Annotated in this window: 26 protein-coding genes and 1 pseudogene; 13 read left to right on the top strand and 14 right to left on the bottom strand. The window is 73.9% G+C overall.

The annotated features are described in order from the left end of the window. Positions 1 to 223: 223 nt before the first annotated feature. The 4 genes from ACN268_RS06520 (at position 224) to ACN268_RS06535 (ending at position 3,349) form a co-directional block, all read left to right on the top strand. Positions 224 to 649, top strand: coding sequence for a TOBE domain-containing protein (locus ACN268_RS06520; RefSeq protein WP_420117035.1), 426 nt, complete (start codon positions 224 to 226; stop codon positions 647 to 649). Positions 650 to 744: 95 nt separating this feature from the next. After that, on the top strand, positions 745 to 1,479 hold the full coding sequence (modA, locus tag ACN268_RS06525) for a molybdate ABC transporter substrate-binding protein (protein ID WP_421486823.1): 735 nt from the start codon (positions 745 to 747) through the stop codon (positions 1,477 to 1,479). Continuing rightward, complete coding sequence (gene modB / locus ACN268_RS06530) at positions 1,455 to 2,285, top strand: molybdate ABC transporter permease subunit (protein WP_421486824.1); 831 nt, start codon at positions 1,455 to 1,457, stop codon at positions 2,283 to 2,285. The genes modA and modB overlap by 25 nt, the downstream gene beginning before the upstream one ends. Beyond that, positions 2,282 to 3,349 (top strand): ABC transporter ATP-binding protein, encoded by a 1,068-nt coding sequence (locus ACN268_RS06535; RefSeq protein ID WP_421482236.1) that lies wholly within the window; start codon positions 2,282 to 2,284, stop codon positions 3,347 to 3,349. Before modB ends, ACN268_RS06535 begins: the two co-directional genes overlap by 4 nt. Positions 3,350 to 3,364: 15 nt before the next feature. On the opposite strand, the gene nhaA is transcribed toward ACN268_RS06535, so the two are convergent. The 4 genes from nhaA to ACN268_RS06555 all read right to left on the bottom strand — a co-directional run bounded on the left by nhaA (position 3,365) and on the right by ACN268_RS06555 (position 8,116). After that, positions 3,365 to 4,708, bottom strand: coding sequence for a Na+/H+ antiporter NhaA (gene nhaA, locus ACN268_RS06540; protein WP_421482237.1), 1,344 nt, complete (start codon positions 4,706 to 4,708; stop codon positions 3,365 to 3,367). A gap of 194 nt (positions 4,709 to 4,902) precedes the next feature. Beyond that, positions 4,903 to 6,804, bottom strand: coding sequence for a molecular chaperone HtpG (gene htpG / locus ACN268_RS06545; RefSeq protein WP_421482238.1), 1,902 nt, complete (start codon positions 6,802 to 6,804; stop codon positions 4,903 to 4,905). Between the two features lie 65 nt (positions 6,805 to 6,869). Beyond that, positions 6,870 to 7,538, bottom strand: a complete 669-nt coding sequence (locus ACN268_RS06550) for a class I SAM-dependent DNA methyltransferase (protein WP_421482239.1) — start codon at positions 7,536 to 7,538, stop codon at positions 6,870 to 6,872. Positions 7,539 to 7,576: 38 nt separating this feature from the next. Next, positions 7,577 to 8,116 (bottom strand): DinB family protein, encoded by a 540-nt coding sequence (locus tag ACN268_RS06555; protein ID WP_421482240.1) that lies wholly within the window; start codon positions 8,114 to 8,116, stop codon positions 7,577 to 7,579. Between the two features lie 83 nt (positions 8,117 to 8,199). On the opposite strand from ACN268_RS06555, the gene smpB reads away from it, so the two are divergent. Next, the gene (gene smpB, locus ACN268_RS06560) at positions 8,200 to 8,703 is read left to right on the top strand and encodes an SsrA-binding protein SmpB (protein WP_421482241.1); all 504 of its coding nucleotides are present in this window, start codon (positions 8,200 to 8,202) and stop codon (positions 8,701 to 8,703) included. A 32-nt stretch (positions 8,704 to 8,735) separates the two neighbouring features. Here smpB and ACN268_RS06565 read toward each other — a convergent pair whose 3' ends face one another. Both ACN268_RS06565 and ACN268_RS06570 read right to left on the bottom strand, forming a co-directional pair. After that, complete coding sequence (locus ACN268_RS06565) at positions 8,736 to 9,590, bottom strand: hypothetical protein (protein WP_421482242.1); 855 nt, start codon at positions 9,588 to 9,590, stop codon at positions 8,736 to 8,738. Beyond that, positions 9,587 to 9,745, bottom strand: coding sequence for a hypothetical protein (locus ACN268_RS06570; RefSeq protein ID WP_421482243.1), 159 nt, complete (start codon positions 9,743 to 9,745; stop codon positions 9,587 to 9,589). Before ACN268_RS06570 ends, ACN268_RS06565 begins: the two co-directional genes overlap by 4 nt. 163 nt (positions 9,746 to 9,908) lie before the next feature. Here ACN268_RS06570 and ACN268_RS06575 point away from each other — a divergent pair, with 163 nt between their 5' ends. Then, positions 9,909 to 10,481, top strand: coding sequence for a helix-turn-helix domain-containing protein (locus ACN268_RS06575; protein ID WP_421482244.1), 573 nt, complete (start codon positions 9,909 to 9,911; stop codon positions 10,479 to 10,481). Beyond that, entirely contained in the window at positions 10,478 to 11,740 is a 1,263-nt protein-coding gene (locus tag ACN268_RS06580) for an MFS transporter (protein ID WP_421482245.1), read from the top strand. Before ACN268_RS06575 ends, ACN268_RS06580 begins: the two co-directional genes overlap by 4 nt. 442 nt (positions 11,741 to 12,182) lie before the next feature. On the opposite strand, the gene ACN268_RS06585 is transcribed toward ACN268_RS06580, so the two are convergent. Then, the gene (locus ACN268_RS06585) at positions 12,183 to 12,596 is read right to left on the bottom strand and encodes a type II toxin-antitoxin system Phd/YefM family antitoxin (RefSeq protein ID WP_421482246.1); all 414 of its coding nucleotides are present in this window, start codon (positions 12,594 to 12,596) and stop codon (positions 12,183 to 12,185) included. A gap of 81 nt (positions 12,597 to 12,677) precedes the next feature. Continuing rightward, positions 12,678 to 14,417 (bottom strand): M28 family peptidase, encoded by a 1,740-nt coding sequence (locus ACN268_RS06590; protein ID WP_421482247.1) that lies wholly within the window; start codon positions 14,415 to 14,417, stop codon positions 12,678 to 12,680. Between the two features lie 277 nt (positions 14,418 to 14,694). Here ACN268_RS06590 and ACN268_RS06595 point away from each other — a divergent pair, with 277 nt between their 5' ends. From ACN268_RS06595 to ACN268_RS06610, 4 genes are all read left to right on the top strand, one after another. Further along, positions 14,695 to 15,219 (top strand): PadR family transcriptional regulator, encoded by a 525-nt coding sequence (locus ACN268_RS06595; RefSeq protein ID WP_204928520.1) that lies wholly within the window; start codon positions 14,695 to 14,697, stop codon positions 15,217 to 15,219. Next, complete coding sequence (locus ACN268_RS06600; protein ID WP_421482248.1) at positions 15,216 to 15,896, top strand: ABC transporter ATP-binding protein; 681 nt, start codon at positions 15,216 to 15,218, stop codon at positions 15,894 to 15,896. Before ACN268_RS06595 ends, ACN268_RS06600 begins: the two co-directional genes overlap by 4 nt. After that, on the top strand, positions 15,893 to 18,172 hold the full coding sequence (locus ACN268_RS06605) for an FtsX-like permease family protein (RefSeq protein WP_421482249.1): 2,280 nt from the start codon (positions 15,893 to 15,895) through the stop codon (positions 18,170 to 18,172). Before ACN268_RS06600 ends, ACN268_RS06605 begins: the two co-directional genes overlap by 4 nt. A gap of 116 nt (positions 18,173 to 18,288) precedes the next feature. Next, positions 18,289 to 19,332: a helix-turn-helix transcriptional regulator gene (locus ACN268_RS06610; RefSeq protein ID WP_421482250.1), complete on the top strand. Its 1,044-nt coding sequence runs from the start codon at positions 18,289 to 18,291 to the stop codon at positions 19,330 to 19,332. Here the strand turns inward: ACN268_RS06610 and ACN268_RS06615 are convergent. The 5 genes and pseudogenes from ACN268_RS06615 to ACN268_RS06635 all read right to left on the bottom strand — a co-directional run bounded on the left by ACN268_RS06615 (position 19,279) and on the right by ACN268_RS06635 (position 22,983). Beyond that, positions 19,279 to 20,781 carry a carboxylesterase/lipase family protein gene (locus ACN268_RS06615; RefSeq protein ID WP_421482251.1) on the bottom strand — a complete coding sequence of 501 codons (1,503 nt, stop codon included), beginning with the start codon at positions 20,779 to 20,781 and terminating at the stop codon, positions 19,279 to 19,281. The genes ACN268_RS06610 and ACN268_RS06615 overlap by 54 nt on opposite strands. A gap of 101 nt (positions 20,782 to 20,882) precedes the next feature. Beyond that, complete coding sequence (locus ACN268_RS06620) at positions 20,883 to 21,296, bottom strand: arsenate reductase ArsC (RefSeq protein ID WP_421482252.1); 414 nt, start codon at positions 21,294 to 21,296, stop codon at positions 20,883 to 20,885. A 42-nt stretch (positions 21,297 to 21,338) separates the two neighbouring features. Beyond that, the gene (locus tag ACN268_RS06625; RefSeq protein WP_421486825.1) at positions 21,339 to 21,818 is read right to left on the bottom strand and encodes a GNAT family N-acetyltransferase; all 480 of its coding nucleotides are present in this window, start codon (positions 21,816 to 21,818) and stop codon (positions 21,339 to 21,341) included. Positions 21,819 to 21,871: 53 nt separating this feature from the next. Further along, positions 21,872 to 22,606: pseudogene (locus ACN268_RS06630) on the bottom strand (aquaporin); the annotation flags it as partial. Then, entirely contained in the window at positions 22,603 to 22,983 is a 381-nt protein-coding gene (locus tag ACN268_RS06635) for an ArsR/SmtB family transcription factor (RefSeq protein ID WP_421482253.1), read from the bottom strand. The gene ACN268_RS06635 and the pseudogene ACN268_RS06630, both read right to left, overlap by 4 nt. A 76-nt stretch (positions 22,984 to 23,059) precedes the next feature. Between ACN268_RS06635 and ACN268_RS06640 the strand changes: the two genes are divergently transcribed. After that, positions 23,060 to 23,506 carry an ArsI/CadI family heavy metal resistance metalloenzyme gene (locus ACN268_RS06640; RefSeq protein WP_421482254.1) on the top strand — a complete coding sequence of 149 codons (447 nt, stop codon included), beginning with the start codon at positions 23,060 to 23,062 and terminating at the stop codon, positions 23,504 to 23,506. Between the two features lie 66 nt (positions 23,507 to 23,572). Here the strand turns inward: ACN268_RS06640 and ACN268_RS06645 are convergent, their stop codons facing one another. Then, positions 23,573 to 24,127: a hypothetical protein gene (locus tag ACN268_RS06645; protein ID WP_421482255.1), complete on the bottom strand. Its 555-nt coding sequence runs from the start codon at positions 24,125 to 24,127 to the stop codon at positions 23,573 to 23,575. A 208-nt stretch (positions 24,128 to 24,335) separates the two neighbouring features. Between ACN268_RS06645 and ACN268_RS06650 the strand changes: the two genes are divergently transcribed. Continuing rightward, on the top strand, positions 24,336 to 25,505 hold the full coding sequence (locus tag ACN268_RS06650; protein ID WP_421482256.1) for a helix-turn-helix domain-containing protein: 1,170 nt from the start codon (positions 24,336 to 24,338) through the stop codon (positions 25,503 to 25,505). Positions 25,506 to 25,552: the final 47 nt, after the last annotated feature.

Raw genomic sequence — 25,552 nt, forward strand, 5'->3', positions numbered from 1 at the left:
CCGCCCCACCCGCCTTCCCCCGGTCGCCCGGGGGCCGGCCCGGCTCCACCCGCCGACCCGACGCCGGCCAGACCGACGCCCGCCACTCCGACTGCGGCCCGGACCGACGTCGGCCGGCCCTCACGAATACCCGCGACTGCGAGCTGGAGGAAGCAGCAACGCTCGCTTCTGCGATGGCAGAACCTCCTTTCACTAGGCAGGTGCGGGTCGCTAGAGTGACCGGGTGAGCGTGTTCCGGATCAGCGAGGCCGCCGAGTTGCTCGGAGTCAGCGCCGACACCGTGCGGCGCTGGGTGGACGCCGGCCGGCTGCCCGCCCGGCGGGACACCCACGGCCACCGGCTCGTCGACGGCGTGGACCTGGCCGGCTTCGTTCGCGCCCAGTCCGCCGCCCCCGACGAGGGCGCCGAGTTCTCCTCGGCCCGCAACCGGCTGCGCGGGATCGTCACCGCCGTCGTCCGGGACACCGTGATGGCCCAGGTCGACATCCAGGCCGGGCCGTTCCGGATCGTCTCCCTGATGAGCCGCGAGGCCGTCGACGAACTGGACCTGCGGGTCGGCTCGGTGGCCGTCGCCGTCATCAAGTCGACCACCGTCGTGGTGGAGCGGCCCGCGCCCACCGGCCCCACCAGGACGAGGACCGACCCGTGACCCGACCCGTCGGCGGACCGCCCGCCCCTACCGCCGACCCGCCGGGCGGCCACCGGCGCGCCGTCGTCCTCCCCCTCGTCGCGGCAGTCCTCGCCCTGGCCGGATGCGCGGCCGGAACCACCGCCCCGGCCGCCGACGGTGGACCGCGCGGCACGTTGACCGTCTTCGCCGCCGCGTCGCTGACCGAGTCGTTCACCACCCTTGGCCGGCGGTTCGAGGCCGAGCACCCCGGCACGACGGTCACCTTCAACTTCGCCGGCAGCTCCGCCCTGGCCACCCAGATCACCCAGGGTGCGCCCGCCGACGTGTTCGCCTCGGCCGCCCCTGGGAACATGGCCACCGTCACCGACGCCGGGCACGCCGCCGACGCCCCCACCGTCTTCGCCCGCAACCAGCTCGTCATCGCCGTGCCGCAGGGCAACCCGCAGCGCCTCACCGGCCTGGCCGACCTGACCCGGCCGGGGTTGAAGGTCGCGCTGTGCGCCGCCCAGGTGCCGTGCGGGGCGGCGGCCACCACCGCCCTGGACGCGGCCGGCGTACGGGTCACCCCGGTCACCCTCGAACAGGACGTCAAGGGAGCACTGGCCAAGGTGAAACTCGGCGAGGTCGACGCGGCGCTGGTCTACCGCACCGACGCCCGCGCGGCCGACCGGGAGGTCGACGGCGTCGAGTTCCCCGAGTCCGCCCGTGCCGGCAACGACTACCCGATCGTGGTGCTCACCGACGCGCCGAACCCCACCGCCGCCCGCGCCTTCGTCGCGCTGGTCCGTTCCGCACCCGGCCGGGCCGTCCTCACCGACGCCGGATTCCAGCCGCCGGCAGGCCCGTGACCGCGTCCACCCGCCGACGCGGCACCGGTCAACGGGCGCCGGTCGCGCTGCTCGTACCGGCCGCCCTGGGGTTGCTGTTCCTGGTGCTGCCGCTGGGCGGCCTGCTGTTGCGCACCCCGTGGACGTCGCTGGGACCGCGCCTCACCGCACCCGGGGTGCTCACCGCGCTACGGCTGTCGGTGCAGTGCGCCACCCTCGCCACGCTGCTCTGCCTGGCGCTGGGCGTACCCCTGGCCTGGCTGCTGGCCCGGGTGGAGTTCCCCGGCCGGCGGCTGGTCCGGGCGCTGGTCACCGTGCCGCTGGTGCTGCCGCCGGTGGTCGGCGGCGTGGCGCTGCTGCTGGTCTTCGGCCGGCGCGGGCCGGTCGGCGGCTGGCTGGACGCCACCTTCGGCGTCACGCTGCCGTTCACCACCACCGGCGTGGTGCTCGCCGAGGCGTTCGTGGCGATGCCGTTCCTGATCATCGCGGTGGAGGGGGCGCTGCGCGGCGTCGACCACCGCTACGAGGAGGCCGCCGCCACCCTGGGCGCGAGCCGGTGGACCACCTTCACCCGGGTCACCCTGCCGCTGGTCGCCCCGGGCGTCGCCGCCGGGGCGGTGCTGTGCTGGGCCCGCGCGCTCGGCGAGTTCGGCGCGACCATCACCTTCGCCGGCAACTACCCGGGCCGTACCCAGACCATGCCGCTCGCCGTCTACCTGGCCCTGGAGACCGACCTGGAGGCCGCCGTGGTGCTCAGCCTGGTGCTGCTCACCGTCTCGGTGGTGATCCTCGCCGGGCTGCGCGACCGGTGGATCGGCGGCCCGTGACACCGCCGCTGCTCGACGGGCACCTGGTCGTCGACCGGGCCGGGTTCCGGCTGGACGTCCGGCTGCACGTCGCCGCCGGGGAGGTGGTCGCGCTGCTCGGCCCGAACGGCGCCGGCAAGACCACCGCGCTGCGCGCCCTGGCCGGGCTGCAGCCGCTCGACGCCGGGTGGCTACGCCTCGACGGGGTGGAGCTGGACCGCCCGGACGGGCGGACGTTCGTGCGACCCGAGCGGCGACCGGTCGGCGTGGTGTTCCAGGACTACCTGCTCTTCCCGCACCTGACCGCCCGGGACAACGTGGCCTTCGGCCCGCGCCGGCAGGGCCTGCCCCGGCGGGCCGCCCGGGAACGGGCCGACCGGTGGCTGGACCGGGTCGGCCTGGCCGGATACGCCGGACGGCGGCCCCGGCAGCTCTCCGGCGGGCAGGCCCAGCGGGTGGCGCTGGCCCGCGCGCTCGCCGTCCACCCGGCCCTGCTGCTGCTCGACGAGCCGCTGGCCGCGCTCGACGCCCGGACCCGGCTGGACACCCGCGCCCAACTGCACCGCCACCTCACCGACCACGCCGGGGCGGCCGTGCTGGTCACCCACGACCCGCTGGACGCGCTGGCGCTGGCCGACCGACTGGTCGTCGTCGAGGACGGCCGGGTGGTCCAGGAGGGCGACCCGGCCTCGGTCACCGGCCGGCCGCGCACCGACTACGTGGCCCGGCTGGTCGGTCTGAACCTGCACCGGGGCCGGGCCGACGGGCGGCGGGTCCGGCTCGCCGACGGGCTCGCGGTGCCGACCGCCGACCGCCTCGACGGCGACGCCTTCGTGGTCTTCGCACCCACCGCCGTGCGCCTGCACCCGCACCGCCCCGACGACACCACCCGACCCGGCTGGTCGGCGACCGTCACCGGGGTGCACCGGCACGGCGACCACCTGCGGGTGCAGCTCACCGGGGTGCTCGACACCGTCGCCGACCTCACCCCCGCCGCCGCCACCGGCCTGCGGCTGCGCCCCGGGCAGCAGGTCTGGGCGAGCGTCGCGGACGGCGACACCCGGGCGTACCCGGTCGGGCCCTGACCACCGGGCCGGCGGTCACCTCGGGACGGACGGTCCGTCGGCGGGTCGGGGCGGCTCCGGCTGGAAGACGTCCGGTACGCCGTCGCGGTCCAGGTCGACGCTCTCGGCCTCGTGCACCCGCCGGTAGACCCGGCTACGGGCCCGCAGGATGACGCTGGCCAGCAGGGCCGACACCAGCGAACCGGCGAGCACCGCCACCTTGGCGTGGTCGTCGCGGGCGCTGCCCAGCCCGAAGGCCAGCTCCCCGATCAGCAGCGAGACGGTGAAGCCGATCCCGCCCAGCAACGCGAGCCCGAGCGCGTCGAGCCAGTTGAGGCCCTCGTCGGGGTCGGCCCGGGTGAACCGGGACGCCAGCCAGGTGGCGGTCAGGATGCCGATCGGCTTGCCGACGACCAGGCCGACGGCGATACCCACCGCGACCCGGTCGGTCAACGCGGTGGCCAGCCCGGCGAGCCCTCCCACGGTGACCCCGGCGGAGAGGAACGCGAAGACCGGCACGGCGATGCCGGCGGAGATCGGCCGTATCCGGTGCTCGAAGTGCTCGGCCAGGCCGGGTCCGGCGTCCGGGCCGCCGGCCGCGGCGCTGCGCAGCACCGGCACGGTGAAGGCGAGCAGGACGCCGGCCACGGTGGCGTGCACCCCCGATTCGTGCACCAGCACCCAGGTGAGGGCGGCCAACGGCAGCAGCAGCCACCACGAGCGGACCCGGCGCTGCACCAGCAGCCCGAACGCGGCGAGCGGCAGCAGCGCACCCAGCAGCGGGGCGACGGACAGGTCCGAGGTGTAGAAGACCGCGATGATCGTGATGGCGAGCAGGTCGTCGACCACCGCCAGGGTGAGCAGGAAGGTCCGCAGGGCCGACGGCAGGAAACGGCCCACCACCGCGAGCACCGCCAGGGCGAACGCGATGTCGGTGGCGGTCGGGATGGCCCAGCCCCGGCCCGCGCCGTCGCCCGCTCCGGCGGCGATCAGGGCGTACAGGACGGCGGGCACGATCACCCCACCGACGGCCGCCGCCACCGGCACCGCCGCCCGCCGGGGGTCGCGCAGGTCACCGGCGACGAACTCGCGTTTGAGTTCCAGGCCGGCGACGAAGAAGAACACCGCGAGCAGACCGTCGGCGGCCCAGGTCGCCACGCTCAGGTCGAGGTGCAGCGCGGCCGGGCCGACGGTGCTGTCCCGCAGCGTCTGGTACGCGCCCGACCAGGGGGAATTCGACCAGACCAGGGCGATGAGCGCCCCGCCGAGCAGCAGCGCCCCGCCGACGGTCTCCCGGCGGAGGATGGCCGAGATCCGGCTGGTCTCGCCCCAGGAGCGGCGGGCGAACAGGCTGGAGCGTCGCCGGGTGGCGTTGGTCACGGAAACTCCTCGTCGGCAGGGATCGCGTCATCCACCGCCGACCAGACTTCCCGGCACACCTGGGGTAACCCTATCCGGTACGGCGACCGACCGCCGGGTCAGCGCCGGCCCACCCGGGCCCGGTCACCCGGGGACGGCCACCGAGGCCCCGCCGCTCCCGGCCGGGCGTCGACCCGGCCGGGAGCGGAGGCGGATCAGAGGGTACGGGCCAGCCGGTCGGCGAGCAGCCGGGCGAACCGGGCCGGGTCGGCCAGGTCGCCACCCTCGGCGAGCAGCGCCGTGCCGTAGAGCAACTCGGCGGTCTCGGTCAGCCCCGCGCTGTCGTCGCCCCGCTGGTGGGCGACGCGCAGGCCGGTGACCAGCGGGTGGGTCGGGTTGAGTTCGAGGATGCGCTTGACCGGCGGCAGTTCCTGCCCCATCGCCCGGTACATCTTCTCCAGGGTCGGGGTGATGTCGTGCGCGTCGCCGACGATGCACGCGGGCGAGGTGGTCAGCCGGGAGGAGAGCCGGACCTCCTTGACCGTGTCGGCGAGCGCCCCGCCGAGGAAGGTGAGCAGCTCGGCGTACTCCTTGTTCTGTTGCTCCCGGGCGACCTCGGTGTCCTTGCGTTCCTGCTCGGTCTCCAGGTCGACCTGACCCTTGGCGATGGAGCGCAGCGGCTTGCCGTCGAACTGGCCGACCCGCTCCACCCACACCTCGTCGACCGGGTCGGTGAGCAGCAGCACCTCGAAACCCTTGGCCCGGAACGCCTCCAGGTGCGGCGAGTTCTCCAGCATGGTGCGGTTCTCGCCGGTGGCGTAGTAGATCTCGGTCTGGCCGTCCTTCATCCGCTCCACGTACCCGCCCAGCGTGGTGGGCTCGGTGTCGTGGTGGGTCGAGGCCACCGACAGCAGTTCGAGGATGGTCTCGGTGTTGTCCGGGTCCTCCAGCAGACCCTCCTTGACCACCCGGCCGAACTCGCCCCAGAAGGTGGCGAACTTCTCCGGGTTGCCGGTGCGCATGTCCTTGACCGTGGCGAGCACCTTGCGGACCAGCCGGCGGCGGACGATCTGGATCTGCCGGTCCTGCTGCAGGATCTCCCGGGAGATGTTCAGCGACAGGTCGTGGGCGTCCACCACGCCCTTGACGAAGCGCAGGTAGTTCGGCATCAGCGCGGCGCAGTCGTCCATCACGAACACCCGCTTGACGTACAGCTGCACCCCGCGCCGGCCGTCGGCCTGGTACAGGTCGTACGGCGCGTGCGCGGGCAGGAACAGCAGCGCCTCGTACTCGAAGGTGCCCTCCCCGCGCATGTGGATGGTCTCCAGCGGGTCGGTCCAGTCGTGGCTGACGTGCCGGTAGAAGTCCCGGTACTCCTCCTCGGCGACCTCGTCGCGCGGTCGCGCCCAGAGCGCCTTGCGGGAGTTGAGGGTCTCCTCGGTGGGTTCGCCGCCGTCGACGCCCGGCACGGTGGTGCGGATCGGCCAGGCGATGAAGTCCGAGTACCGCTTGACGATCTGCCGGACCGTGGCGAGGTCGGCGTAGTCGTGCAGGTTGTCCTCGTCGTCGGCGGGCTTGAGGTGCACGGTGACCGAGGTGCCCTGCGGGGCGTCGTCGACGGTCTCCACCACGTACGTGCCCTCGCCGCTGGACTCCCAGCGGGTGCCCTCGGCCTGCCCGGCCCGCCGGGTCAGCAGGGTGACCCGGTCGGCGACCATGAACGTCGAGTAGAACCCGACACCGAACTGGCCGATCAGCTCACCGCCGGCGGTCTCCTTCGACTCCTTGAGCTTGCGCAACAGCTCGGCGGTGCCGGAGCGGGCGATGGTGCCGATCAGCGAGACGACGTCCTCGCGGGACATGCCGATGCCGTTGTCCCGCACCGTCAGGGTCCGGGCCTGCGGGTCGGCGACCAACTCGATGTGCAGGTCAGAGGTGTCGACGTCGAGGTCGGAGTCGACCAGCGACTCCAGCCGGAGCTTGTCCAACGCGTCGGAGGCGTTGGAGATCAGCTCGCGCAGGAAGACGTCCTTGTGCGAGTAGATGGAATGCACCATCAGTTGCAGCAGCTGGCGTGTCTCCGCCTGGAACTCCAGCGTCTCGGTCCGACTGCTCACACCAACCTCCTCGTACGGGTGGGCCAGATCCGCGCAACAGGATACGAGGTGCCGTGGCGGCCCGGTCACGCCCGGTCGTCGTCCCGACGAACCAGCAGGCTGGCCTGCGGGGTGCGTTCCATGGCACCGGCGAACTCCTGCGGCGCCCGGCACATCCGGGCCTGCTCGGGCAGTCCGGCGGCGCTCAGCAGCGCGGCCACGTGGTCCGGGCGGCGGCGACGGAAGGCCAGCGCCACCGGGTGGCCCCACGCCTCGGTGTAGCGGACCGTCTCGTCGCCGACCTGGAAGGCGAGCAGGGCGTGCCCGCCGGGGGCGAGGACCCGGTGGAACTCGGCGAACACCCGGGGCAGCCACTCGTCGGGCACGTGGATGACGCTGTACCAGGCGACCAGCCCGGCCAGCACGCCGTCGGCCACCGGCAGGTCCAGCATGGACGCCTCGACGAAGCGCAGGTCGGGATGGGCCAGCCGGCCCTGCGCCAGCATGCCCGGGGACAGGTCGAGCCCGGTGACGGCCAGTCCGAGGTCGCGCAGGTGACCGGTGATCCGCCCGGGGCCGCAGCCGACCTCCAGCACCGGCCCGCCCCCGCCGGTCAGCACGGTCTCGGCGAACGCGGCGAGCATGGCCCGCTCGACCGGGCGGGCGGCCAGCTCACCACGGTTGCGGGTGGTGTACTCGGCGGCCATCGTGTCGTAGGAGGCGCGGGTCTCGGCGAGGAAGTCGGCGTCGGTCACGGCCGCGCACCCTACCGGCCGGGCGGCTGCGCGCGGGGTCAGCGGGTGGTCGCCGGGCGGGTGACGTCGTGCACGTGGTGCACCACGTCGTGCAGGAAGTAGACGGCGAAGCGGCCCACGGTGAACACCGAACCGTTGCTGCGCCGGCCCGGCCGGGCCCACTGCCCAGGCGTGACGGCGTCGAACGCGGCGGCGGTCGACTCGGCCTGTTCGGCGAGTTCCCCGGCCACCCGGGCCGGTGACTGGTGGAAGTAGTCGTCCTCGACGGCGGTGGCGTCCTGGTCCCAGTTGGGGAAGACCGGGTCGTCCTCGTCGAGCATCAGCGCCAACCGACCCCGGAAGATCCGGCAGGTGTCCCGCACGTGGCAGGCGTACTCCACCGGCGACCAGACGGTCGGCGCGGGCCGCCGGGTCGCGTCGGGTCGGGACAGCACCTCCCGCCAGACCGGGACGGTGGCCCGCAGCCGCCCCCCGGTGGTCTCGGCCCGCTGCGGCACGAAACCGCACTCGGCGCACCCGCCGTCGATGACGCCGGTCCAGTCCCGGTCCTCCGGCACGATCGCCGCCCACTCCGACATGCGGCGATCCTGCCACGCGGATGCCGGGTCGGCACCGGCGGTAGGGTGTACGCCGCTGGCAGATCCGGACGGAGGTGGTCGTCGTGGCACGGGACGCGGAGCGCACGCTGGTCGCCGTCAACAGGAAGGCCCGGCACGACTACACCGTCCTGAAGGCGTACGAGGCGGGCATCGTGCTGGTCGGCACCGAGGTGAAGTCGCTGCGCGAGAAGCGGGTGTCGCTGGTCGACGCGTTCGCCCAGGAACGCGACGGCGAGATCATGCTGTACGGCCTGCACATCGCGGAGTACGGCTTCGGCACCTGGACCAACCACCAGCCCCGGCGGACCCGCAAGCTGCTGCTGCACCGGGTGGAGATCGCCCGCATCCTGGAGAAGCTGCGTGACCCGGGGGTGACCCTGGTGCCGCTGTCGATGTACTTCAGCAACGGCTGGGCCAAGGTCGAGGTCGGGCTGGCCCGAGGCCGCCGCTCGTATGACAAGCGTCAGGTGCTCGCCGAACGCGACGCGAACCGGGAGATCGCCAGGGAGTTGGGCCGCCGGCTCAAGGGTCGGCGACCGGCCGGGGAGGGTCGCCGGGCGGGCTGACCCCGCTCGACGTCCGCCGGGTGCCCTGCGGCTCAGCCGGGGGCGTGGTCGTCCGGCGCGGCGGTGTCGGCGGTGCCCGGGGCGCTGGCGAGCACGATCGCGGCGGCCACGGTGGTCAGGGTGGCCAGGACCGCCCAGGGCAACCAGCCGGCGCGGACGCCGTCGCCGAGCAGCAGCACCCCGGCGACCGAGGGGACGACGATCTCGACCGCCCAGAGCACGGCGGTGACCGGCCCGACCTGCCCGTGGCGCAGCGCGTGCGCGTAGAGGATCGTCCCGGCCACCCCGGAGATGACCAGTCCCCAGGTGACCGGCTCCCGCAGCAGGGCCCAGGCCGCCGCGCCGGGGTGGCCCAGCGGGTCGGATGGCGGGGTGAGCGCCCGCGCGCACAGCGCGGTGATGCCCCAGGCGAGACCGGCGAGGGTGGCGGCGACGATCGGCCGGGCGACCCGCAGGGCGGCGAGACCGGCGATCGCGGTCAGCACCGCCGCGCCGGCCAGGCCGGCCCGCAGCGCCGTGGACGCGGTGACCGGCGGTTCGGGGCCGGCGGCCAGCGAGATGACGGTGAGGGCGGCGACGGTGAGCAGGATCGCCCCGGTGTCCCGGCGGCGCAGTCGCGCGCCGAGCACGGTCCGGGCGACGACCACGGTGACGGCCAGCGAGCCGGCGGTGACCGACTGGACCGCGTACACGGGCAGTTTCTGGAGGGCGACCAGGGAGGCCAGCCAGGCCAGTGTGTCGCAGGCCAGGCCGGCGAGGTAGAGCGGGTGGCCGAGGGCGCGCAGGGTGCTGGCCCCGCGTCGCGCCCCGACGGCCTGCAGGACCGAGCCGACGCCGTAGCCGAACGCCGCGCCGAGGGCGAAGGTCAGCGCCAGACCGGACGTCACGGCCCGCCCCCGGCCCCGGCCTGGTCGGACGCCCCTGGCCCGGTGGACGCCGCCGGCCCGGTGGACGCCGCCGGCCCGGTTGCGTTGGTCACCGCCGGCTGGGTTGCGGTGGTCACCGCCGGCTGGGTTGCGGTGGTCACCGTCGGCTCGGTCATCGGCACCGCCCCTGTTCCTGGTCCCGGCCGGGTCCGCGTCAGCCGTCGCTCCGTCGCATTCTCCCCGCCGCGTCCGCGCGCCGCAGCGCGTGGCCGCCACGGCGCGCCACCGCAATACACAAGACTTCTTGTACTTCATGTCTTGTGCTTCTAGGGTGGGCACATGACGGAGAAACCCGACCGGCACCTGTCGGACCCCCGGGCGATGCGCGCGCTGGCCCACCCGACCCGCTTGCGACTGCTCGGCGAGCTGCGGGTGCGGGGCCCGCGCACCGTGGGCATGCTCAGCGACGCCATCGACGAGGCGGTCGGCTCGGTCAGCTACCACCTGGGCAAGCTGGCCGAGCACGGCTTCGTCGAGGAGGCCCCCGAGCACGCCCGCGACCGCCGGGAACGCTGGTGGCGGGCGACACACGCCCGGACGTCCTGGGAGCCGGTCGAGATGCTGGCCGACCCGGAACGCCGGACCGCGTCCGACCTGCTGCGCCGCGCCGTGCTCGACCGGTACGCCGAACGCCTCGGCCACTACCTCGACGTCGAGGCGACCCTCGACCCGCAGTGGGTGCGCGGCACCGCCAGCGCCGACTCCTGGCTGCACCTGACCAGCGACGAGCTGATCGAGCTGCGCGCCGACCTGGAGACGTTGGCCGCCCGCTGGCAGGCCCGCAGCGATCCCGCCCGGCCGGGGGCCGAGACGGTGACGTTGATGTACCACGCCTTCCGGGACCCGCGGTGACGCCGCGTCGCCGTACCCCGCTGGTCGGCCTGCTGGTCGGTCACACGGTCTCGCTCACCGGCAACATGCTCACCCTGATCGCGCTGCCGCTCTACGTGCTCGCCACCACCGGGTCGCCCGCCGCGACCGGCCTGACCGGGGCGGCAGCCACCGTGCCGGTGGTGCTCGGCGGCGCGCTCGGCGGGGTGCTGGTGGACCGGATCGGCTACCGGCGGGCCAGTGTCCTGGCCGACGTGGTCTCCGGGCTGACGGTGGCGGCCGTGCCGCTGCTCGATGCCACCGTCGGCCTGCCGTTCTGGGCGCTGCTCGGGCTGGTGTTCGCCAGCGGCCTGCTCGACACCCCCGGACAGACCGCCCGCAACGCCCTGCTGCCGGAGGCTGCCGCGGCCGCCGGGGTGCCCCTGGAACGGGCCGTCGGCTGGTACGAGGCCAGCGAGCGGGGCGCCCGGCTGATCGGCGCCCCGGTGGCCGGCCTGCTCGTCGCCACCCTCGGCGCGCTCCCCGTGCTGGCCCTGGACGCCGCCACCTTCGCGGTCTCGGCGCTGGTCGTGGCGCTGCTGGTGCCCCGGTCGCTGCGCCCGGCCACGCCGACCGACCCGACCGGCGGCGGCTACTGGCGGGAGTTCGCCGCCGGGGTGCGGTTCCTGACCCGGGAGCCGCTGCTGCGGGCGGTGGTGCTGCTGGTGCTGGTGACCAACTTCTTCGACGCGACCAAGAGCAACGTGCTGCTGCCGGTGGTGGCCGACCGGGAACTCGGCGGGGCCACCGCGTTCGGCCTGCTGGTCGGCGCGATGGGCGGCGGCGCGCTGGTCGGGTCGCTGCTGTTCAGCGCGGTCGGGCACCGGCTGCCCCGCCGGGCCACCTTCGTCACCGCCTTCGCCGTCGCCGGTGCGCCACCCTTCTGGGCGCTGGCCGCCGCGCCACCGGTGCCCTGGATCGTCACGGTCTTCGCCCTGTCCGGCTTCGCCGCCGGGGCGATCAACCCGCTGCTCGGCGCGGTGGAGCTGGAACGGGTGCCGGCCCACCTGCGGGCCCGGGTGTTCGGGGTCATCGGGGCCGGCTGCTGGGCCGGCATCCCGCTGGGCGCGCTCGCCGCCGGGGTGGCCGTCGACGGCTTCGGCACCACGCCCGTCCTGCTCACCGTGGGCGGCTGCTACCTGCTGGTGGTGCTCACCCCGCTGCTCGGCGGCCCGTGGCGCACACTACACCGACCAGACACCCCCGATCGCCCGGCACGAACCCCCGCACCGGTCAGCTGACCGTCCCCGGCCCCGTCCCCGGCCCCGTCCCCGGCCCCGTCCCCCAGCCCCGCTCCCTGCTCCCGACCCCGCTCCCTGCTCCCGGCCCCGCTCCCTGTTCCGGGTGATCAAGAGGTTTGCGTCAACGTGAAGATCGAAGTTGACGCAAACCTCTTGATCAATTGACGCAAACTTCTTGATCACCGGGGCGAGGTGGACCGGGGCAGGGTGGGGTGCGGCCAAGGCGCGGCGGGGGTGGGCAGGGCGCGGTGGGGGTGGGGCGCGACGCGTCTGGCGGCGGGCGTGCCGGCATGGCGCGAGTGGGGACCGACCCGGGCGTCGGGCCGCAAGCAGGCAAGACCGGAGGCAGGCAAGACCGGAGGCAGGCCAGGCCGCAAGCAGGCCAGGCCGGAGGCAGGCCAGGCCGGAGGCAGGCCAGGCCGGAGGCAGGTCGGGCCGGAGGTCAGTCGCGGTGTAGGTCGGCGTGGGCGGCGCGGAGGCGGTCCACGGCCGGATCGGTGCCGGGCGGGACGTGCCGGTCGAGTGCGGCCCAGACCTCGGCGAGGGCGTCGGTCACGGCCCGCAGCTCGGCGGCGTGCCGCAGGGCACCCTGCCGGTGCGACTCCTCCAGCCGGCGGGCCCAACCCGCCGTCACCGTGGCGAGGCGTTCACCGTCGGCGCGGGCCTGGGCGGCGCTGCGGGCGGCGGGGGCCGGCACGATCGCGGCGACCGGCCGGGGGTCGCCGTCGCGGGTGACCAGGGTGACCGTGTCGGTCAGCTCGGCCATCGCGATCAGCTGGGTCAGCCGGGTACGCAGCTCGCGCAGCGGCACGGATCGCGGTTGACCACTGTGGTGGGACAGCGCGGGGGCAGCCATGTCCCCATGGTCCGCCCCGGGTACGACATTTACCGTCATGACGGTCCGGGTGGGGCGGACGGGCCGCCCCACCCGGGTCGGTCAGCTCGCCTGCAACGTCACGTCGTCGATGACGAAGCTGGTCTGCAACGAGGAGTCCTCGGTGCCGGTGAACTTGAGGGTCACCGTCTGCCCGGCATACGCGCCCACGTCGAACGAGCGCAGCGTGTAGCCGCTGGCCTTGTTGAGGTTCGAGTACGTCGCCAGCGTGGTGCTGCCGACCTGGACCACCAGCTTGTCGTACGCGACGGTGGTGGTCCGCTCGGCGGTGTCGATGTGCAGGTAGAAGGCGAGGGTGTAGGAGGAGCAGCCGGCCGGCACGGTCACCGACTGGGACAGCGTGTCGGTGCTGGTGCTGCCGTTGCCGTTGAGCCACGCCTTGTAGGAGCCGGTGCGGGCCGGCTGGCTGGACGAGTTGGTGATGACGCCGGTGGTGGCCGTCCACGGGCTGGTGCCGGACTCGAAGCCGCCGTTGCCGACGACCTGCCCGCCGGTGCAGCTCCCGGTGCCGCCGGTGACGGTCAGGGTGTAGCTGGCCGTCCGGGTGGCCGAGCCGGTGCCGGTCACGGTCAGCGTGAAGGTGCCGAGGCTGGCGCTCGACGACGCGCTGACCGTCATGGTGGCCGAGCCGCCGGAGGTGACCGACGACGGGCTGAACGCGACGCTCACGCCGCTGGGCGCGCCGGAGGCCGACAGCGCGACGGTCTGGGCGCTGCCGCTGGTGGTGGCGGTGCTGACCGTGGCGGTGGTGGAGCCGCCCCGGGCGACGCCACCCGAGGTCGGGCTGACCGCGACCGAGAAGTCGTTGGTCGGGGTGCCGCCGCCGACCGCGAGGTCCCAGATGGCGTACGCGACGCCGTCGGCGCTGCGGTTGAGCCCGGTGGCGTTGATGTTGCTGGTGGTGTCGCAGGACGAGTGGTAGCACGGGTCGTACGCGGCGTTGGCGGTGCCGCCCCACTTGCTGGCCTGGGAGCTGGTCTTGCGGGCGCTGGCCCCCATCGCATAGCCCGAGGTGGGGATGCCGGCCTGCTGGAACGAGTAGTCGTCGGAGCGGCCCTGGCCCTCGGTGTTCTCCTCCGGCGACAGCCCGAGGGAGTCCCAGTACGCCTTGAGCGGCGCGGCGGTGGTGGAGGTGACCCGGTTGATGAAGTAGCCGCCGTTGGTCGAGGCGACCATGTCGAAGTTGTAGTACCCCTTGATGTAGCCCTTCTGGGCGGTGGTCAGGGAGTTGACGTAGAACTTGGAGCCCTGCAGGCCCTGCTCCTCGCCGTTCCACCAGGCGAACCGGACCCGCTTGGTCATGGTCGGGCTCTGCTGGGCCAGCACCAGGGCGTTCTCCAGCAGCACCGACGAGCCGGAGCCGTTGTCGTTGATGCCCGGTCCGGCGGCGACGCCGTCGAGGTGCGCGCCGAACATGACCACGTCGTCGGCGGGGCCCTGCGGCCACTCGGCGATCACGTTGTTGCCCCGGTAGGTGCAGGTGGTGCAGGTCTGCTCGGTGACCGTGTAGCCGGCGGCCTGGAGCTTGGACTTCACGTACGCGACCGAGGCGGTGTAGCCGGCCGAGCCGGCCCTGCGGTTGCCGCCGTTGCTGGTGGCGATGCTCTGGAACTGGGCCAGGTGCGCCTGGACGTTGGCGACCTGGACGTCCGGCGCGGCGAGCGCGGCGACGGCCGGCGCGGCGGTGGCCGGCCGGGCGGTCGGGGTGGCCGCGGCCGGTGGCGCGGCCAGGGCGAGCGTCACCGCGGTGACGGCGGCGATCGCCAGGGTTCTGCGCTTCATGCGAGCTCCTCATGGGGGTCGGCGGGGCATCCGCCCAGGCGTCACCGTCCCGTCTGTCGGAGGCGACCGGGGGTGGACGGGAGACCCGCGATCCGGGGGTGGGATCGCGGCGGAAACGCCGGGGAAGCAAACACTGACATGTATCAATCTGCGGGTCAATGCGTCGGACGGTGTCACATTCGCGGACGCCGGGGGTGACGACGCCGGACACCGGTCGGGACGGGGTCGGCGCGGGGTGTAGACAACGAGCGTATACGCGGTGTGTATAGTCGGCCGCATGTCCATCGGCCAGACCTTCCTCGGCCTGCTGGAGGCGACCCCCCGGCACGGCTACGACATCAAACGGCGCTACGACGAACACTTCGGCCACTCCCGCCCGGTCGCCTACGGCCAGGTCTACGCGACCCTGTCCCGGCTGCTGCGCGGCGGCCTGGTCGAGGTGGAGGCGGTCGAGCCCGGTGAGGGCCCCGACCGCAAGCGGTACGCCATCACCGAGGCGGGCGTCGCCGACGTGGCGCAGTGGCTGGCCCGCCCGGAACAGCCCGAGCCCTACCTGCAGAGCGTGCTCTACACCAAGGTCGTGCTCGCCCTGCTCACCGGCCGCGAGGCGGCCGAACTTCTCGACGTGCAGCGCGCCGAGCACCTGCGCCTGATGCGGGAGCTGACCCGGCGCAAGCGCGGCGGCGATTTCGCCGAACAGTTGATCTGCGACCACGCGCTCTTCCACCTGGAGGCCGATTTGCGCTGGCTGGAACTGACCACCGCCCGGCTCGACGAGCTGGCCGCGCGGGTGCGCGCATGAGCGCCCCGCTGCTGGTCGCCGAGGGCCTGCACCGCAGCTTCGGCGAGACCGTGGCACTTGTCGACGCCGGGCTGCGCATCGACGAGGGCGAGGTGGTGGCGGTGCTCGGCTCGTCCGGCTCCGGCAAGTCCACCCTGCTGCACTGCCTGGCCGGGATCGTCCGCCCCGACCGGGGCCGGGTCGTCTTCGACGGCCGGGACCTGGTGACGATGAGCGACGCCCAGCGCAGCGCCCTGCGCCGGGAGGCCTTCGGGTTCGTCTTCCAGTTCGGCCAGCTGGTGCCCGAGCTGACCTGCCTGGAGAACGTCGCCCTGCCGCTGCGGCTGGCCCGCGTCCCCCGCCGCGAGGCCGAGCAGCGGGCCGGGCAGTGGCTGGAACGGCTGGAGGTCACCGAGGTGGCCGGCAAGCGCCCCGGCGAGGTCTCCGGCGGCCAGGGGCAACGCGTCGCCGTCGCCCGCGCGCTGGTCACCCGCCCCCGGGTGATCTTCGCCGACGAACCGACCGGCGCGCTGGACTCGCTCAACGGCGAACGGGTCATGCGGCTGCTCACCGAGGCCGCCCGGGACACCGGGGCGGCGGTGGTCCTGGTCACCCACGAGGCACGGGTGGCCGCGTACTCCGACCGGGAGGTCGTGGTGCGCGACGGACGGACCCGGAACCTGGAGGTCGCGGCGTGACCGGCCGGGGCGCGCTCGCGGACCTGGCGATGGGCGCCCGGATGGCCGTCACCGGCGGCCGGGAGGGCTGGACCAGGGCGCTGCTCACCGCCGTCGGCGTCGGCATCGGGGTGGCCATGCTGCTGCTGGCCACCGCCGTGCCCGGTGCGCTCGACGCCCGGCAGGCGCGCGGCGACGCCCGCGACGACCTGCGGTTCGGCGAACAGATCGCGGCCGGGCCCGGCACCCTGCTGGTCCACGCGCTGGACACCGAGTTCCGGGGCCGGCCGGTGCGGGGCCGGCTGCTGCGGCCGGAGGGTCCGGCCGCGCCCGTCCCGCCGGGGCTGACCGCCCTGCCCGCCCCCGGTGAGGTGGTCGTCTCCCCCGCCCTGCGCCGACTGCTCGACTCCCCCGACGGCTCGCTGTTCGCCCCCCGGCTGGGCGGCGCGAAGGTCACCGGGACCATCGCCGACGAGGGCCTCGCCGGCCCCAACGAACTGGCCTACTACCAGGGTGACGACCGGTTGTCCGACACGTCCGGGGCGACCCGGCTGGACAGCTTCGGCGGCGGGCTGCCCGGCGAGGGGCTCGGCCCGGTGCTGATGCTGCTGGTGGCGATCATCTTCGTGGTGCTGCTGCTGCCCATCGCGGTGTTCCTCGGCTCCGCCGTGCGCTACGGCGGTGAGCGACGCGACCGGCGGCTCGCCGCACTGCGCCTGGTCGGCGCGGACACCACCATGGTCCGGCGGATCGCCGCCGGAGAGGCCGCCGCCGGTGCCCTGCTCGGGGTCGTCGTCGGCATCGGGTTCCTGCTCGCCGGTCGCCAACTGGTCCCGCTGGTCACCCTCTACGACATCAGCGTGTACGCCGCCGACATCCAGCCGCCCACCGCGCTGCTGCTGGCCGTCGTGCTGGCCGTGCCGGCACTGGCCGTGCTGGTGGCGATGCTGGCGTTGCGCGCGGTCGTGGTGGAGCCGCTCGGGGTCGCCCGGCGCAGCACCCCGGTCCGCCGCCGGCTCTGGTGGCGGCTGCTGCTGCCCGCCGTCGGCCTGGCCATGCTCCTGCCCGTGGCCGGTCTGCGCGAGGGCGACGGCGGGGTCACCCGCTGGGTGGTGCCGGCCGGCGCGGTGCTGCTGCTGATCGGCACGGTCACCGTGCTGCCCTGGCTGACCGACCTGCTGGTCCGACGACTGCGCGGCGGCCCGGTGTCCTGGCAGCTGGCGGTCCGTCGGGTGCAGCTCGACAGCGCCACCTCCGCCCGGCTGGTCAACGGCATCGCCGTCGCCGTCGCCGGCACCATCGGCCTGCAGATGCTCTTCGCCGGGATCTCCGGTGACTTCACCACCGCCAGCGGGCAGGACACCTCCCGGGCGCAGGTGCAGGTGCAGTTCCAGAACCAGCCGGACCTGACCCGGGTGCTGCGGCAGCTCGGCGGGGCCGACGGGGTGACCGCCGCGACCGGCACCCTCAGCTCCGGGGCCAACGTCGGCGCGCCGGACGGCCCACCGGTGGAGATCCGGGTCGGCGACTGCGCCGCGCTGGCCGAGTTCGCCAACCTCGACCGGTGCGTGGACGGGGACACGTTCCTGGTGTCCGATCCGGGTGACCCGGCGGTCGTCCCCGCCGGCACGACGCTGACCGTCGAGGACGGGTCACGGTGGCGGGTGCCCACGACGGCGCGGCCCGCGACAGCCCGACCCGACCCGGCCGGCTGGCTGCAGAACGCGGTGCTGGTGACCCCCGGTGCGGTCGACTCGCGGACCCTCGGTCCGCTGCGCTCGACCGTCTACCTCCAGCTCGACCCGGCCGCCCCCGACGCGGTCGAACACGTCCGTAACGCCGTCGCCGCGATCGACCTGACCACGCCGGTGTCGGTGCTGTCCTCGACCATCGTGTCGCCCCGGTTCGCCGACATCCAGCGCGGCCTGGCCATCGGCGCGGTCGTCACCCTGCTGCTGATCGCCACCAGCATGCTGGTCGGCACGCTGGAGCAGCTACGGGAACGCCGCCGCCTGCTGGCCATGCTGGTGGCGGTGGGCACCCGACGCAGCACCCTCGGCTGGTCCGTGCTGTGGCAGACCGCCCTGCCGGTCGGGGTGGGGCTGGTGCTGGCGGTCGGCTTCGGGCTCGGCCTCGGCGCGGCCCTGCTGCGGATGGTGCAGGCCCCCGTCACGGTCGCCTGGCCGGTGGTCGGCTTCTCGGTCGGGCTCGGCGCGCTGACCGTCCTGGCGATCAGCGGGCTGAGCATGCCGCTGCTGTGGCGGCTCACCCGCGCCGACGGGCTGCGTACCGAATGACCCCTGCGGTCCGGGTCGGCGACCGCGCCGACCCGGACCGGGTCGCGGTCGGACCGGCGTCGATTCGCGATCGTAGAGGCCAGGATGTGGCACCTACCACGGGCAGAATGAGAGCCATGCCGACCACGTCCGCCCGACTGCTCGCCCTGCTGTCGCTGTTGCAGAGCCGTCGGGACTGGCCCGGCGGGGTGCTGGCCGAACGCCTCGGCATCAGCCTGCGGACCGTGCGCCGCGACGTCGACCGGCTGCGGGAACTCGGCTACCCGGTCGCCGCCGTCAAGGGCCCCGACGGGGGTTACCGGCTCGACGCCGGCACCGAACTGCCACCCCTGCTGTTCGACGACGACCAGGCCGTCGCCCTCACCGTCGCGCTCCAGGTCGCGGCGACCGGCGCGGACGGTGCGCTGGCGGACGCCGCCGCACGGGCGCTGCAGACCGTACGGCAGGTGCTGCCCACCCGGCTGCGGCAGCGGGTCGGGGCGCTGCGCGTGACCGCCGTCGCCCGGCCCGCCACCGCACCGGCTGCGCCGGTCGACGGCGGGGTGCTGCTGGCGCTCAGCGCCGCCGTGCAGGCCCGCGAGATCCTGCGCTTCGACTACGGGCCCGACAGCGCCGACGGGCCGGCCCGGCACGCCGAACCGCACCACGTCGTCATCTGGGACGGCAGGTGGTACCTCGTCGCCTGGGACCTCGACCGGGCCGACTGGCGGACCTTCCGCGTCGACCGGATCACCCTGCGCCCGCCCCACGGGCCGCGCTTCACCCCGAGAGCCCTGCCCGGCGGGGACGTCGCCACGTACCTCACCGGGGTGTTCCGGGGGTCGGGCGGCGGATCGGCGGACTGGCCGTGCCGGGGCACCGTGCTCCTCGACCTGCCCGCGGCGACCGTGGCCCGGTACACCCGCGACGGCCTCGTGGAGGAGGTCGCCCCCGACCGGTGCCGGCTCACCCTCGGGTCGTGGTCCTGGGTGAGCCTCGCCGCCGCCGTCGCCCGGTACGACGCCGCGGTCACCGTCGTCGGCCCGCCGCCGCTCACCGACGCGTTCGCGCTGCTGGCCGACCGGTTCGCCCGCACCGCCACCGGTGGTGCCGCCGCCGGGCCACGGTCAGGTCAGCAGCGGGAGCGCGGCGAAGGTGTGTTCCCGCCACAGCAACCGTGAGGTCTCCTCCGGGTACGCGACGACCGCCGGCCGCTCGTCGAAGACGCGCGTGCCGCGACCCGCGTCGTACGCCGGCCACCCGGGGTCGCCGGTCGCGGCGAACGCCGTCCACGCCCCGCGCAGCTGCCCGGACAGCTCGTGCGCCGCCGGGGTGGGCGGATCACCGATCAGCATGGCGGGTTGACCGCTGGTCAGGTTGCCGAAGACCAGCGGCACGTCCAGACCGTGACAGGCACCGAGGCCACCGCCCAGGCCCGGCGCCGGCCAGGTCAGCTCGTAGAGGTGCGCCCGGCCGCCACCGGCGAGCTGCGCCTCGGCCAGGTGCAGGCTCGGCATCCGGAACAGCCAGTCGGCGTTGACCAGCTCGTACAGCTGCTCGTCGGTGGCGTCGGGGAACGCCTCCCGGTAGCGGCGGGCACCGTCCGGGCCCGGGGCCAGCATCCTCAGCGCCGTCCCGCTCTGCTCGGGCGTGACCTGGCCGAGCACGCCGTCGAGCAGGCTGAACAGCCGGTGCTCGTCGCGGGTGTGCCCGACGAGCAGGTCGACGTCGCGGGCGGCACCGTCGGCCAGCGCCCGCCACGGGGTCGCCGGCAGCACGTCGCCGTCGACGACCGGCGCGAACGGGATCGGCCGGTGGGTGATCTGTCCCCACCGTTCCCGCCACCCGACGATCCCGGCGGAGATCGCCTGCACCACGGCCGGCAGCCGGTCCGCAGCGACCCTCGACAGGTCGGCCAGGGTCGGTCGTACCCCCAGCTCGGCGGCGCAGGCGGCGGTGACGTCGGCGGCCAGCCCGGGCGAGAGGAACGTCCCCGGGACGCTCTGCGCGACCGCCCGCCGGAACAGCCCGGCGGCGCGCGGCACGGCCAGCAGCGCGGCGACCGAGCCGCCGCCGGCCGACTGCCCGAAGACCGTCACCCGGTCGGGGTCGCCGCCGAAGGCGCGGATGTTGTCCCGCACCCACTCCAGGGCAGCCACCTGGTCGAGCAGCCCCCGGTTGGCCGGGGCCCCGTCGAGCAGCCCGAAACCCTCGAAGCCGAGACGGTAGTTGAGCGTCACCACCACGGTTCCGCCGCCGGCGAGGTGCCCGCCGTCGTACTCCGGGAGCCCCGAACAGCCGACGAGGTAGCCGCCACCGGGAATCCACACCAGGACCGGTAACCCCGCCGCCGGGTCCGGCTCCGGCGTCCAGACGTTCAGCGTCAGCCAGTCGTCGCCGGTGGCTTGCGGGGCGGTCCCGAATGCGCCGGGCTGCGGGGGCGGCGGACCGAAGGCGAGCGCCTGACGTACGCCGTCCCAGCCGCTCACCGGCTGCGGCGCGGCGAACCGGAGGGCACCGACGGGCGGCTCGGCGTACGGGATGCCCCGGAACACCGCCCGGCCCGCCTCCCGGCAGCCACGCAGGACACCGGCCACGGTACGGACTTCCGGCTCGGACTCCGACGGCATGCTGGCCCCTCCCCGCTCCCGGTCGGCCGCAGCATCCCAACGCCCGCCGACCACCGGCAAACCATTTAGGGCCGGTGGACGAGGTCGATCAGGTTGAACACTCAGGTCAGGCCGTCGAGGAGCCGGGCGACGTGCTGGCGGATCTCGTCGCGGACCTCCCGCACGACGGACAGCGGCTGGCCGGCCGGGTCGGTGAGTTTCCAGTCCTCGTAGCGTCTGCCGGGGAAGACGGGACAGGTGTCGCCGCAGCCCATCGTGATGATCACGTCGCTGGCCTCGGCGGTGTCCCGGTCGAGGATCTTCGGCCGTTCGGCGGTGATGTCGATGCCGACCTCGCGCATGGCTTCGACCGCGACGGGGTTGACGTGGTCGGCGGGTGCGGAGCCGGCGGAGCGGACCTCGACGGTGTTCCCGGCGAGGTGGCGCAGCCAGCCGGCGGCCATCTGGGAGCGGCCGGCGTTGTGGACGCAGACGAACAGCACCGATGGCGTGGTGTGCCGGGTCGGGGTGCTCATGGGTGGACCTCTTTCGGTGCTGCGGGTCAGGTGATGGTGGGGCTAGGTGATGGTGGGGCTGCGGCGTTCGATGAGGACGACGTCGCGCCACCGGTCGTGGTGGCGGCCGAGGCGTTCGCGCACGCCGATGGTGCGGAAGCCGCAGGCGTGGTGCAGGGCGAGGCTGGCGGTGTTCTCGGGGAAGACCCCGGACTGGATGGTCCAGATGCCGGCCTGCTCGGTGGAGTCGATCAGCCGGTGCAGCAGGAGCCGGCCGACGCCCCGACCCCGGGCGTCGGGGTGGACGTAGACGGAGTGCTCCACGACCCCGGCGTACACGCACCTGTCGGACACCGGGGTACACGCGACCCAGCCGAGCACGCGGTCGGCCGCCGCGTGGTCGACCGCGACCCAGCGGTGTCCGGGCAGGCGGGTGGCGGTGAACCGGGCCCAGGTGGGTGGTTCGGTCTCGAAGGTGGCGTCGCCGGTGGCGATCCCGTGCCGGTAGATGTCGAGCACCGCCGGGGCGTGCTCGTCGGTCATCGGCACGAGATCGGGGCGGGGCGACCGGACGCCGGTCATGAGACGGCCCTCTCCGGCTGCGCCGGCGTCAGCTCGACCGCTGCCCCGTCCCGCTGTCGGACGGTCGGATACCACCAGGTGATCGCGGCGACCGCGACCCCGACGGCGGCGAGCTGCGCGGCGACGAACCCGGCCGCCGAGGTGGGGGCGATGCCGGCGAAGGTGTCGGTGAACATGCGGCCGATCGTGACGGCCGGGTTGGCGAACGAGGTGGAGGCGGTGAACCAGTATGCGCCGCCGATCCACGCCCCGACCGCCGCCGGCGCGAACGCGGTCCGGCGGGCCCGGGTGAGGGCGGCGATCAGCAGCAGGAGCCCGGCGGTCGCGACGACCTCGGCCAACCACAGTCCGCCCCCGTCCCGCTGACGGGTGGAGATCGTGACGGCGGGCAGCCCGAACATCAGGTGTGCCAGCACCGTGCCGCCGACCGCACCGAACACCTGAGCCACGACGTACGCGCCGAGATCACGGGTCGACAGACCGGCTCCCGTACGGCGGGCCTGCCACCAGTCGGTGAGCGACACGGCGGGGTTGAGGTGGGCACCGGACACCGGACCGAAGATGAGGATCAACGCGCCGAGGGCGAACGCGGTGGCGATGCTGTTCTCCAGCAGTTGCAGCCCCACATCGCCCGGCGACAGTCGGGTGGCGGCGATCCCGGAGCCGACCACGGCGGTGACGAGCAGCCCGGTGCCGACCAGTTCCGCCGACGCCCGCCGCAGCACGGCGTGCGGCGGGTCGGGCGTCACCGGGTCGGCCCGGTCGACGCGGCGGCGGCCGAGACGTCCAGGAGCTGGGACAGGACGGCGAGGCGGGCCGGGACGACCCAGTAGTAGACCCACGTGCCCCGGCGCTGGCAGTCGATCAGCCCGGCCTCGCGCAGCACCTTCAGGTGGTGGGAGATCGTCGGGCCGGTCAGGGTGAACGCGTCGGTCAGCTCACACACGCACACCTCGCCGCCGGCCCGTGCGGCGATCAGGGACAGCAGCCGCAGGCGTACCGGATCACCGAGGGCCTTGAAGCCGCGCGCCAGAGCGGCGGCGGCGTCCTCCGTCAGGGCCTCGGTGACCATCGGCGCGCAGCAGGCCGACGGGTCGGCGAGGACCGGCAGTTCTTGTCTCGACACCCGTCTAGTTTGACAAGCATCGAACCAGAGTGCAATTCTCTGCCTAGACAGCCATCTAAACAACAGGAGGTGTGGGATGTCCCGCGTCCAGCTCGCCCTGCGCGTCTCCGACCTGGAAGGGTCGATCGCGTTCTACTCGAAGCTGTTCGGCACCGAGCCGGCCAAGCGGCGGCCCGGCTACGCCAACTTCGCCATCGCCGAGCCCCCGCTGAAGCTGGTCCTGCTCGAAGGAACCCCGGACCAGGCCACCGCGATCGACCACCTCGGCGTCGAGGTGTTCGACGGCGCGCAGGTCACCGCCGCCACCGACCGGCTCACCGAGGCCGGGCTGATCACCCTGACCGAAAACGACACCTCCTGCTGCTACGCCGTGCAGGACAAGGTCTGGGTTCGCGGACCCGGCGACGAGCGCTGGGAGGTGTACGTGGTCAAGGGCGACTCCGACCAGTACGGCACCTCCGCACCGACCCCGCCCGCAGCCGCCGACGAACGCGTGTGCTGCGAAACCACGTCCGGCAGCTGACGCCTGGCGGCTACACCGGGGGGCGGGGTGAGCCAGGTCGGCGACGGGTGGTGGGCAGGCGGCGGCTCAGTTCGCCGTAAGCGGGTCTGAGGCATACCCCTGCTCCACGCACAACGCCGCCTTGGGGTAGCGGGCAACCACCTTCCCGCCGTCACGCTGGGGGTCGGCCAGGCCCACCGTCACACACCTGCCGAAATCGGTGCCGACACCGTGCACCGTCACCCCACGGTGCTGCCAGAACGCCTGGTCGTCCCGAACTTTGGCGGCCCATTCCTCAAGCTTCGCCGCCGAGTACGTGGCATCGACGAAGTCGACCAGCACCGCCGGCACCAAGGCGCGTACCGCCGCGTCCATACCGGCGGTCGGCACGCGGTAGACCAGCATGCGCCCGCCCGGCAAGTCCAGGGCCACGCCGGCGTACGCGGCTGGCCACCGGTCTGGGGCAACCTCATCCACCCGATTGCTGGCGTCCATCAGCGCCTCCTGACCTGGCCAGTACGACTGCTCCGGTGCGGGCGACGAGGGTATCGGCTGCGGCGCGGCCTGCGCGGTGACGGTGCCGCAGGCGGCGAGCACGGCAAGCAGCGGCGCAACGAGCAGCACAGGCAGACGATATTGCATGGTCGGACCTCCTCTGGGGCACGGCGAGCTGCGCCATTCGGACGCTACGGGTATAACGATCCGGTCAGTGGCGAGACTCACTCCCTCCCCGGTTGGATTCCTCAGGACCCTTCGAGCACGGGGCTTCGGCGCACGATGTGTCGGGGTACCGTCCGACGAGGTGGCAGCCGGTTAAGGCTGCCTGGCCTCGTGATCTTGGAGCGGCACTATGGCCTCGTCCGTCGATCCGCGATTTGGCGCAACTCTGCGTGAGTTCCGGCAGCGGCGAGGTTTGTCGCTTCGCTCCCTGGGACAGCTTGCTCATCGGAGCAAGAGTCATCTGCACGAGTTGGAGGCGGGGCTCAAGGCTCCGACGATCGACACAGCCCGCCACCTGGACCGGGTCCTCGACGCGGGGGGCGTGCTTGCGCGGTTGGTGGATGAGCCCATCGACCACGCCGCCGAGGCCGGCGAGCTGCGGGCAAGGATCGCCGCCAGCGATGTCAGCAGGGACGTGCTCGATCGGATCGAGCAGGGCGTTGACGATCTGGCCAGCTCGTATCCGACGATGACCCCGGCGGATCTGTTGCCGTTGGTGCGGCGGCAGCTCTCGTACGTGGGGCGGCTGCTGGACGGACGGGTGACGCTTGCGCAGCAGCGGCGGTTGTTGGTGGCCGGTGGCTGGCTGACGGTGCTGCGGGCGACAGTGCACATCGACCTGAGGCAACGGACTGCTGCGGTCGCCCACCTACGAGCCGCTCGTGATCTTGCCGAACATGCCGAACATGCCGAGATCCGGGCATGGTGCCTCGAAACCCGAGCCTGGGACGTGTTGATCCAAGGCGACTACCGGGCGGCACTCGATCTCTCCCGTCAAGCGCAGCGGATCGCTCCGAAGGGGAGTTCCGCCCGCATTCAGGCGACTGCTCAGGAGGCCCGCGCGTGGGCACGGATCGGCGATGTCGGCGCGACCCGGCGAGCGTTGGACCGGGTGGAACGACTGACGGCGAATCTGCCCGTTCCTGAGCGGGCCGAGCACCACTATCGCTACGACCCCGCCAAGGCCGCCGCCTACACGGCCACGACGTTGGCGTGGGCGGGTGACCCCGGTGCCGAGCAGGTGGCGCGGACGGTGCTGACCGAGTTGGACCCGCACGGCGACGGAGGAGCACGGCCCCGCCGGTCGGCGTCGGCCCGCCTCGACCTCGGTCTCGCCCTGGTCGCCGCCGGCCAGCCGGACGAGGCGGCTGCGCTGGGCGCGCAGGCGGTGACGTCGGGACGGGTGGTGCCGTCGAACTGGTGGCGGGCTGCGGAGTTGTTGGTCAAGGTAGAGCAGTCGGGAGCACCAGAGGCGGCAACATTGCGTGACGCGTGCCTGGAATACGCACCCAGGCGGTAGCCGCCAGCGGACAGAACACCCGGTTAGCGGACGCTCACCCTCTGGAT

Origin of the sequence: Micromonospora sp. WMMD735 (assembly GCF_049178995.1) — a bacterium.
Classification (GTDB): domain Bacteria; phylum Actinomycetota; class Actinomycetes; order Mycobacteriales; family Micromonosporaceae; genus Micromonospora; species Micromonospora wenchangensis.

Excerpts from the sequence above, each read along its gene's own strand:
- ACN268_RS06555 (WP_421482240.1), bottom strand. The coding sequence starts at position 8,116 with ATGTCGGAGTGGGCGGCGATCGTGCCGGAGGACCGGGACTGGACCGGC.
- ACN268_RS06570 (WP_421482243.1), bottom strand. The coding sequence starts at position 9,745 with ATGACCGAGCCGACGGTGACCACCGCAACCCAGCCGGCGGTGACCACC.
- ACN268_RS06575 (WP_421482244.1), top strand. The coding sequence starts at position 9,909 with ATGACGGAGAAACCCGACCGGCACCTGTCGGACCCCCGGGCGATGCGC.
- ACN268_RS06585 (WP_421482246.1), bottom strand. The coding sequence starts at position 12,596 with ATGGCTGCCCCCGCGCTGTCCCACCACAGTGGTCAACCGCGATCCGTG.
- ACN268_RS06590 (WP_421482247.1), bottom strand. The coding sequence starts at position 14,417 with ATGAAGCGCAGAACCCTGGCGATCGCCGCCGTCACCGCGGTGACGCTC.
- ACN268_RS06595 (WP_204928520.1), top strand. The coding sequence starts at position 14,695 with ATGTCCATCGGCCAGACCTTCCTCGGCCTGCTGGAGGCGACCCCCCGG.
- ACN268_RS06600 (WP_421482248.1), top strand. The coding sequence starts at position 15,216 with ATGAGCGCCCCGCTGCTGGTCGCCGAGGGCCTGCACCGCAGCTTCGGC.
- ACN268_RS06610 (WP_421482250.1), top strand. The coding sequence starts at position 18,289 with ATGCCGACCACGTCCGCCCGACTGCTCGCCCTGCTGTCGCTGTTGCAG.
- ACN268_RS06615 (WP_421482251.1), bottom strand. The coding sequence starts at position 20,781 with ATGCCGTCGGAGTCCGAGCCGGAAGTCCGTACCGTGGCCGGTGTCCTG.
- ACN268_RS06620 (WP_421482252.1), bottom strand. The coding sequence starts at position 21,296 with ATGAGCACCCCGACCCGGCACACCACGCCATCGGTGCTGTTCGTCTGC.
- ACN268_RS06625 (WP_421486825.1), bottom strand. The coding sequence starts at position 21,818 with ATGACCGACGAGCACGCCCCGGCGGTGCTCGACATCTACCGGCACGGG.
- ACN268_RS06640 (WP_421482254.1), top strand. The coding sequence starts at position 23,060 with ATGTCCCGCGTCCAGCTCGCCCTGCGCGTCTCCGACCTGGAAGGGTCG.
- ACN268_RS06645 (WP_421482255.1), bottom strand. The coding sequence starts at position 24,127 with ATGCAATATCGTCTGCCTGTGCTGCTCGTTGCGCCGCTGCTTGCCGTG.
- ACN268_RS06650 (WP_421482256.1), top strand. The coding sequence starts at position 24,336 with ATGGCCTCGTCCGTCGATCCGCGATTTGGCGCAACTCTGCGTGAGTTC.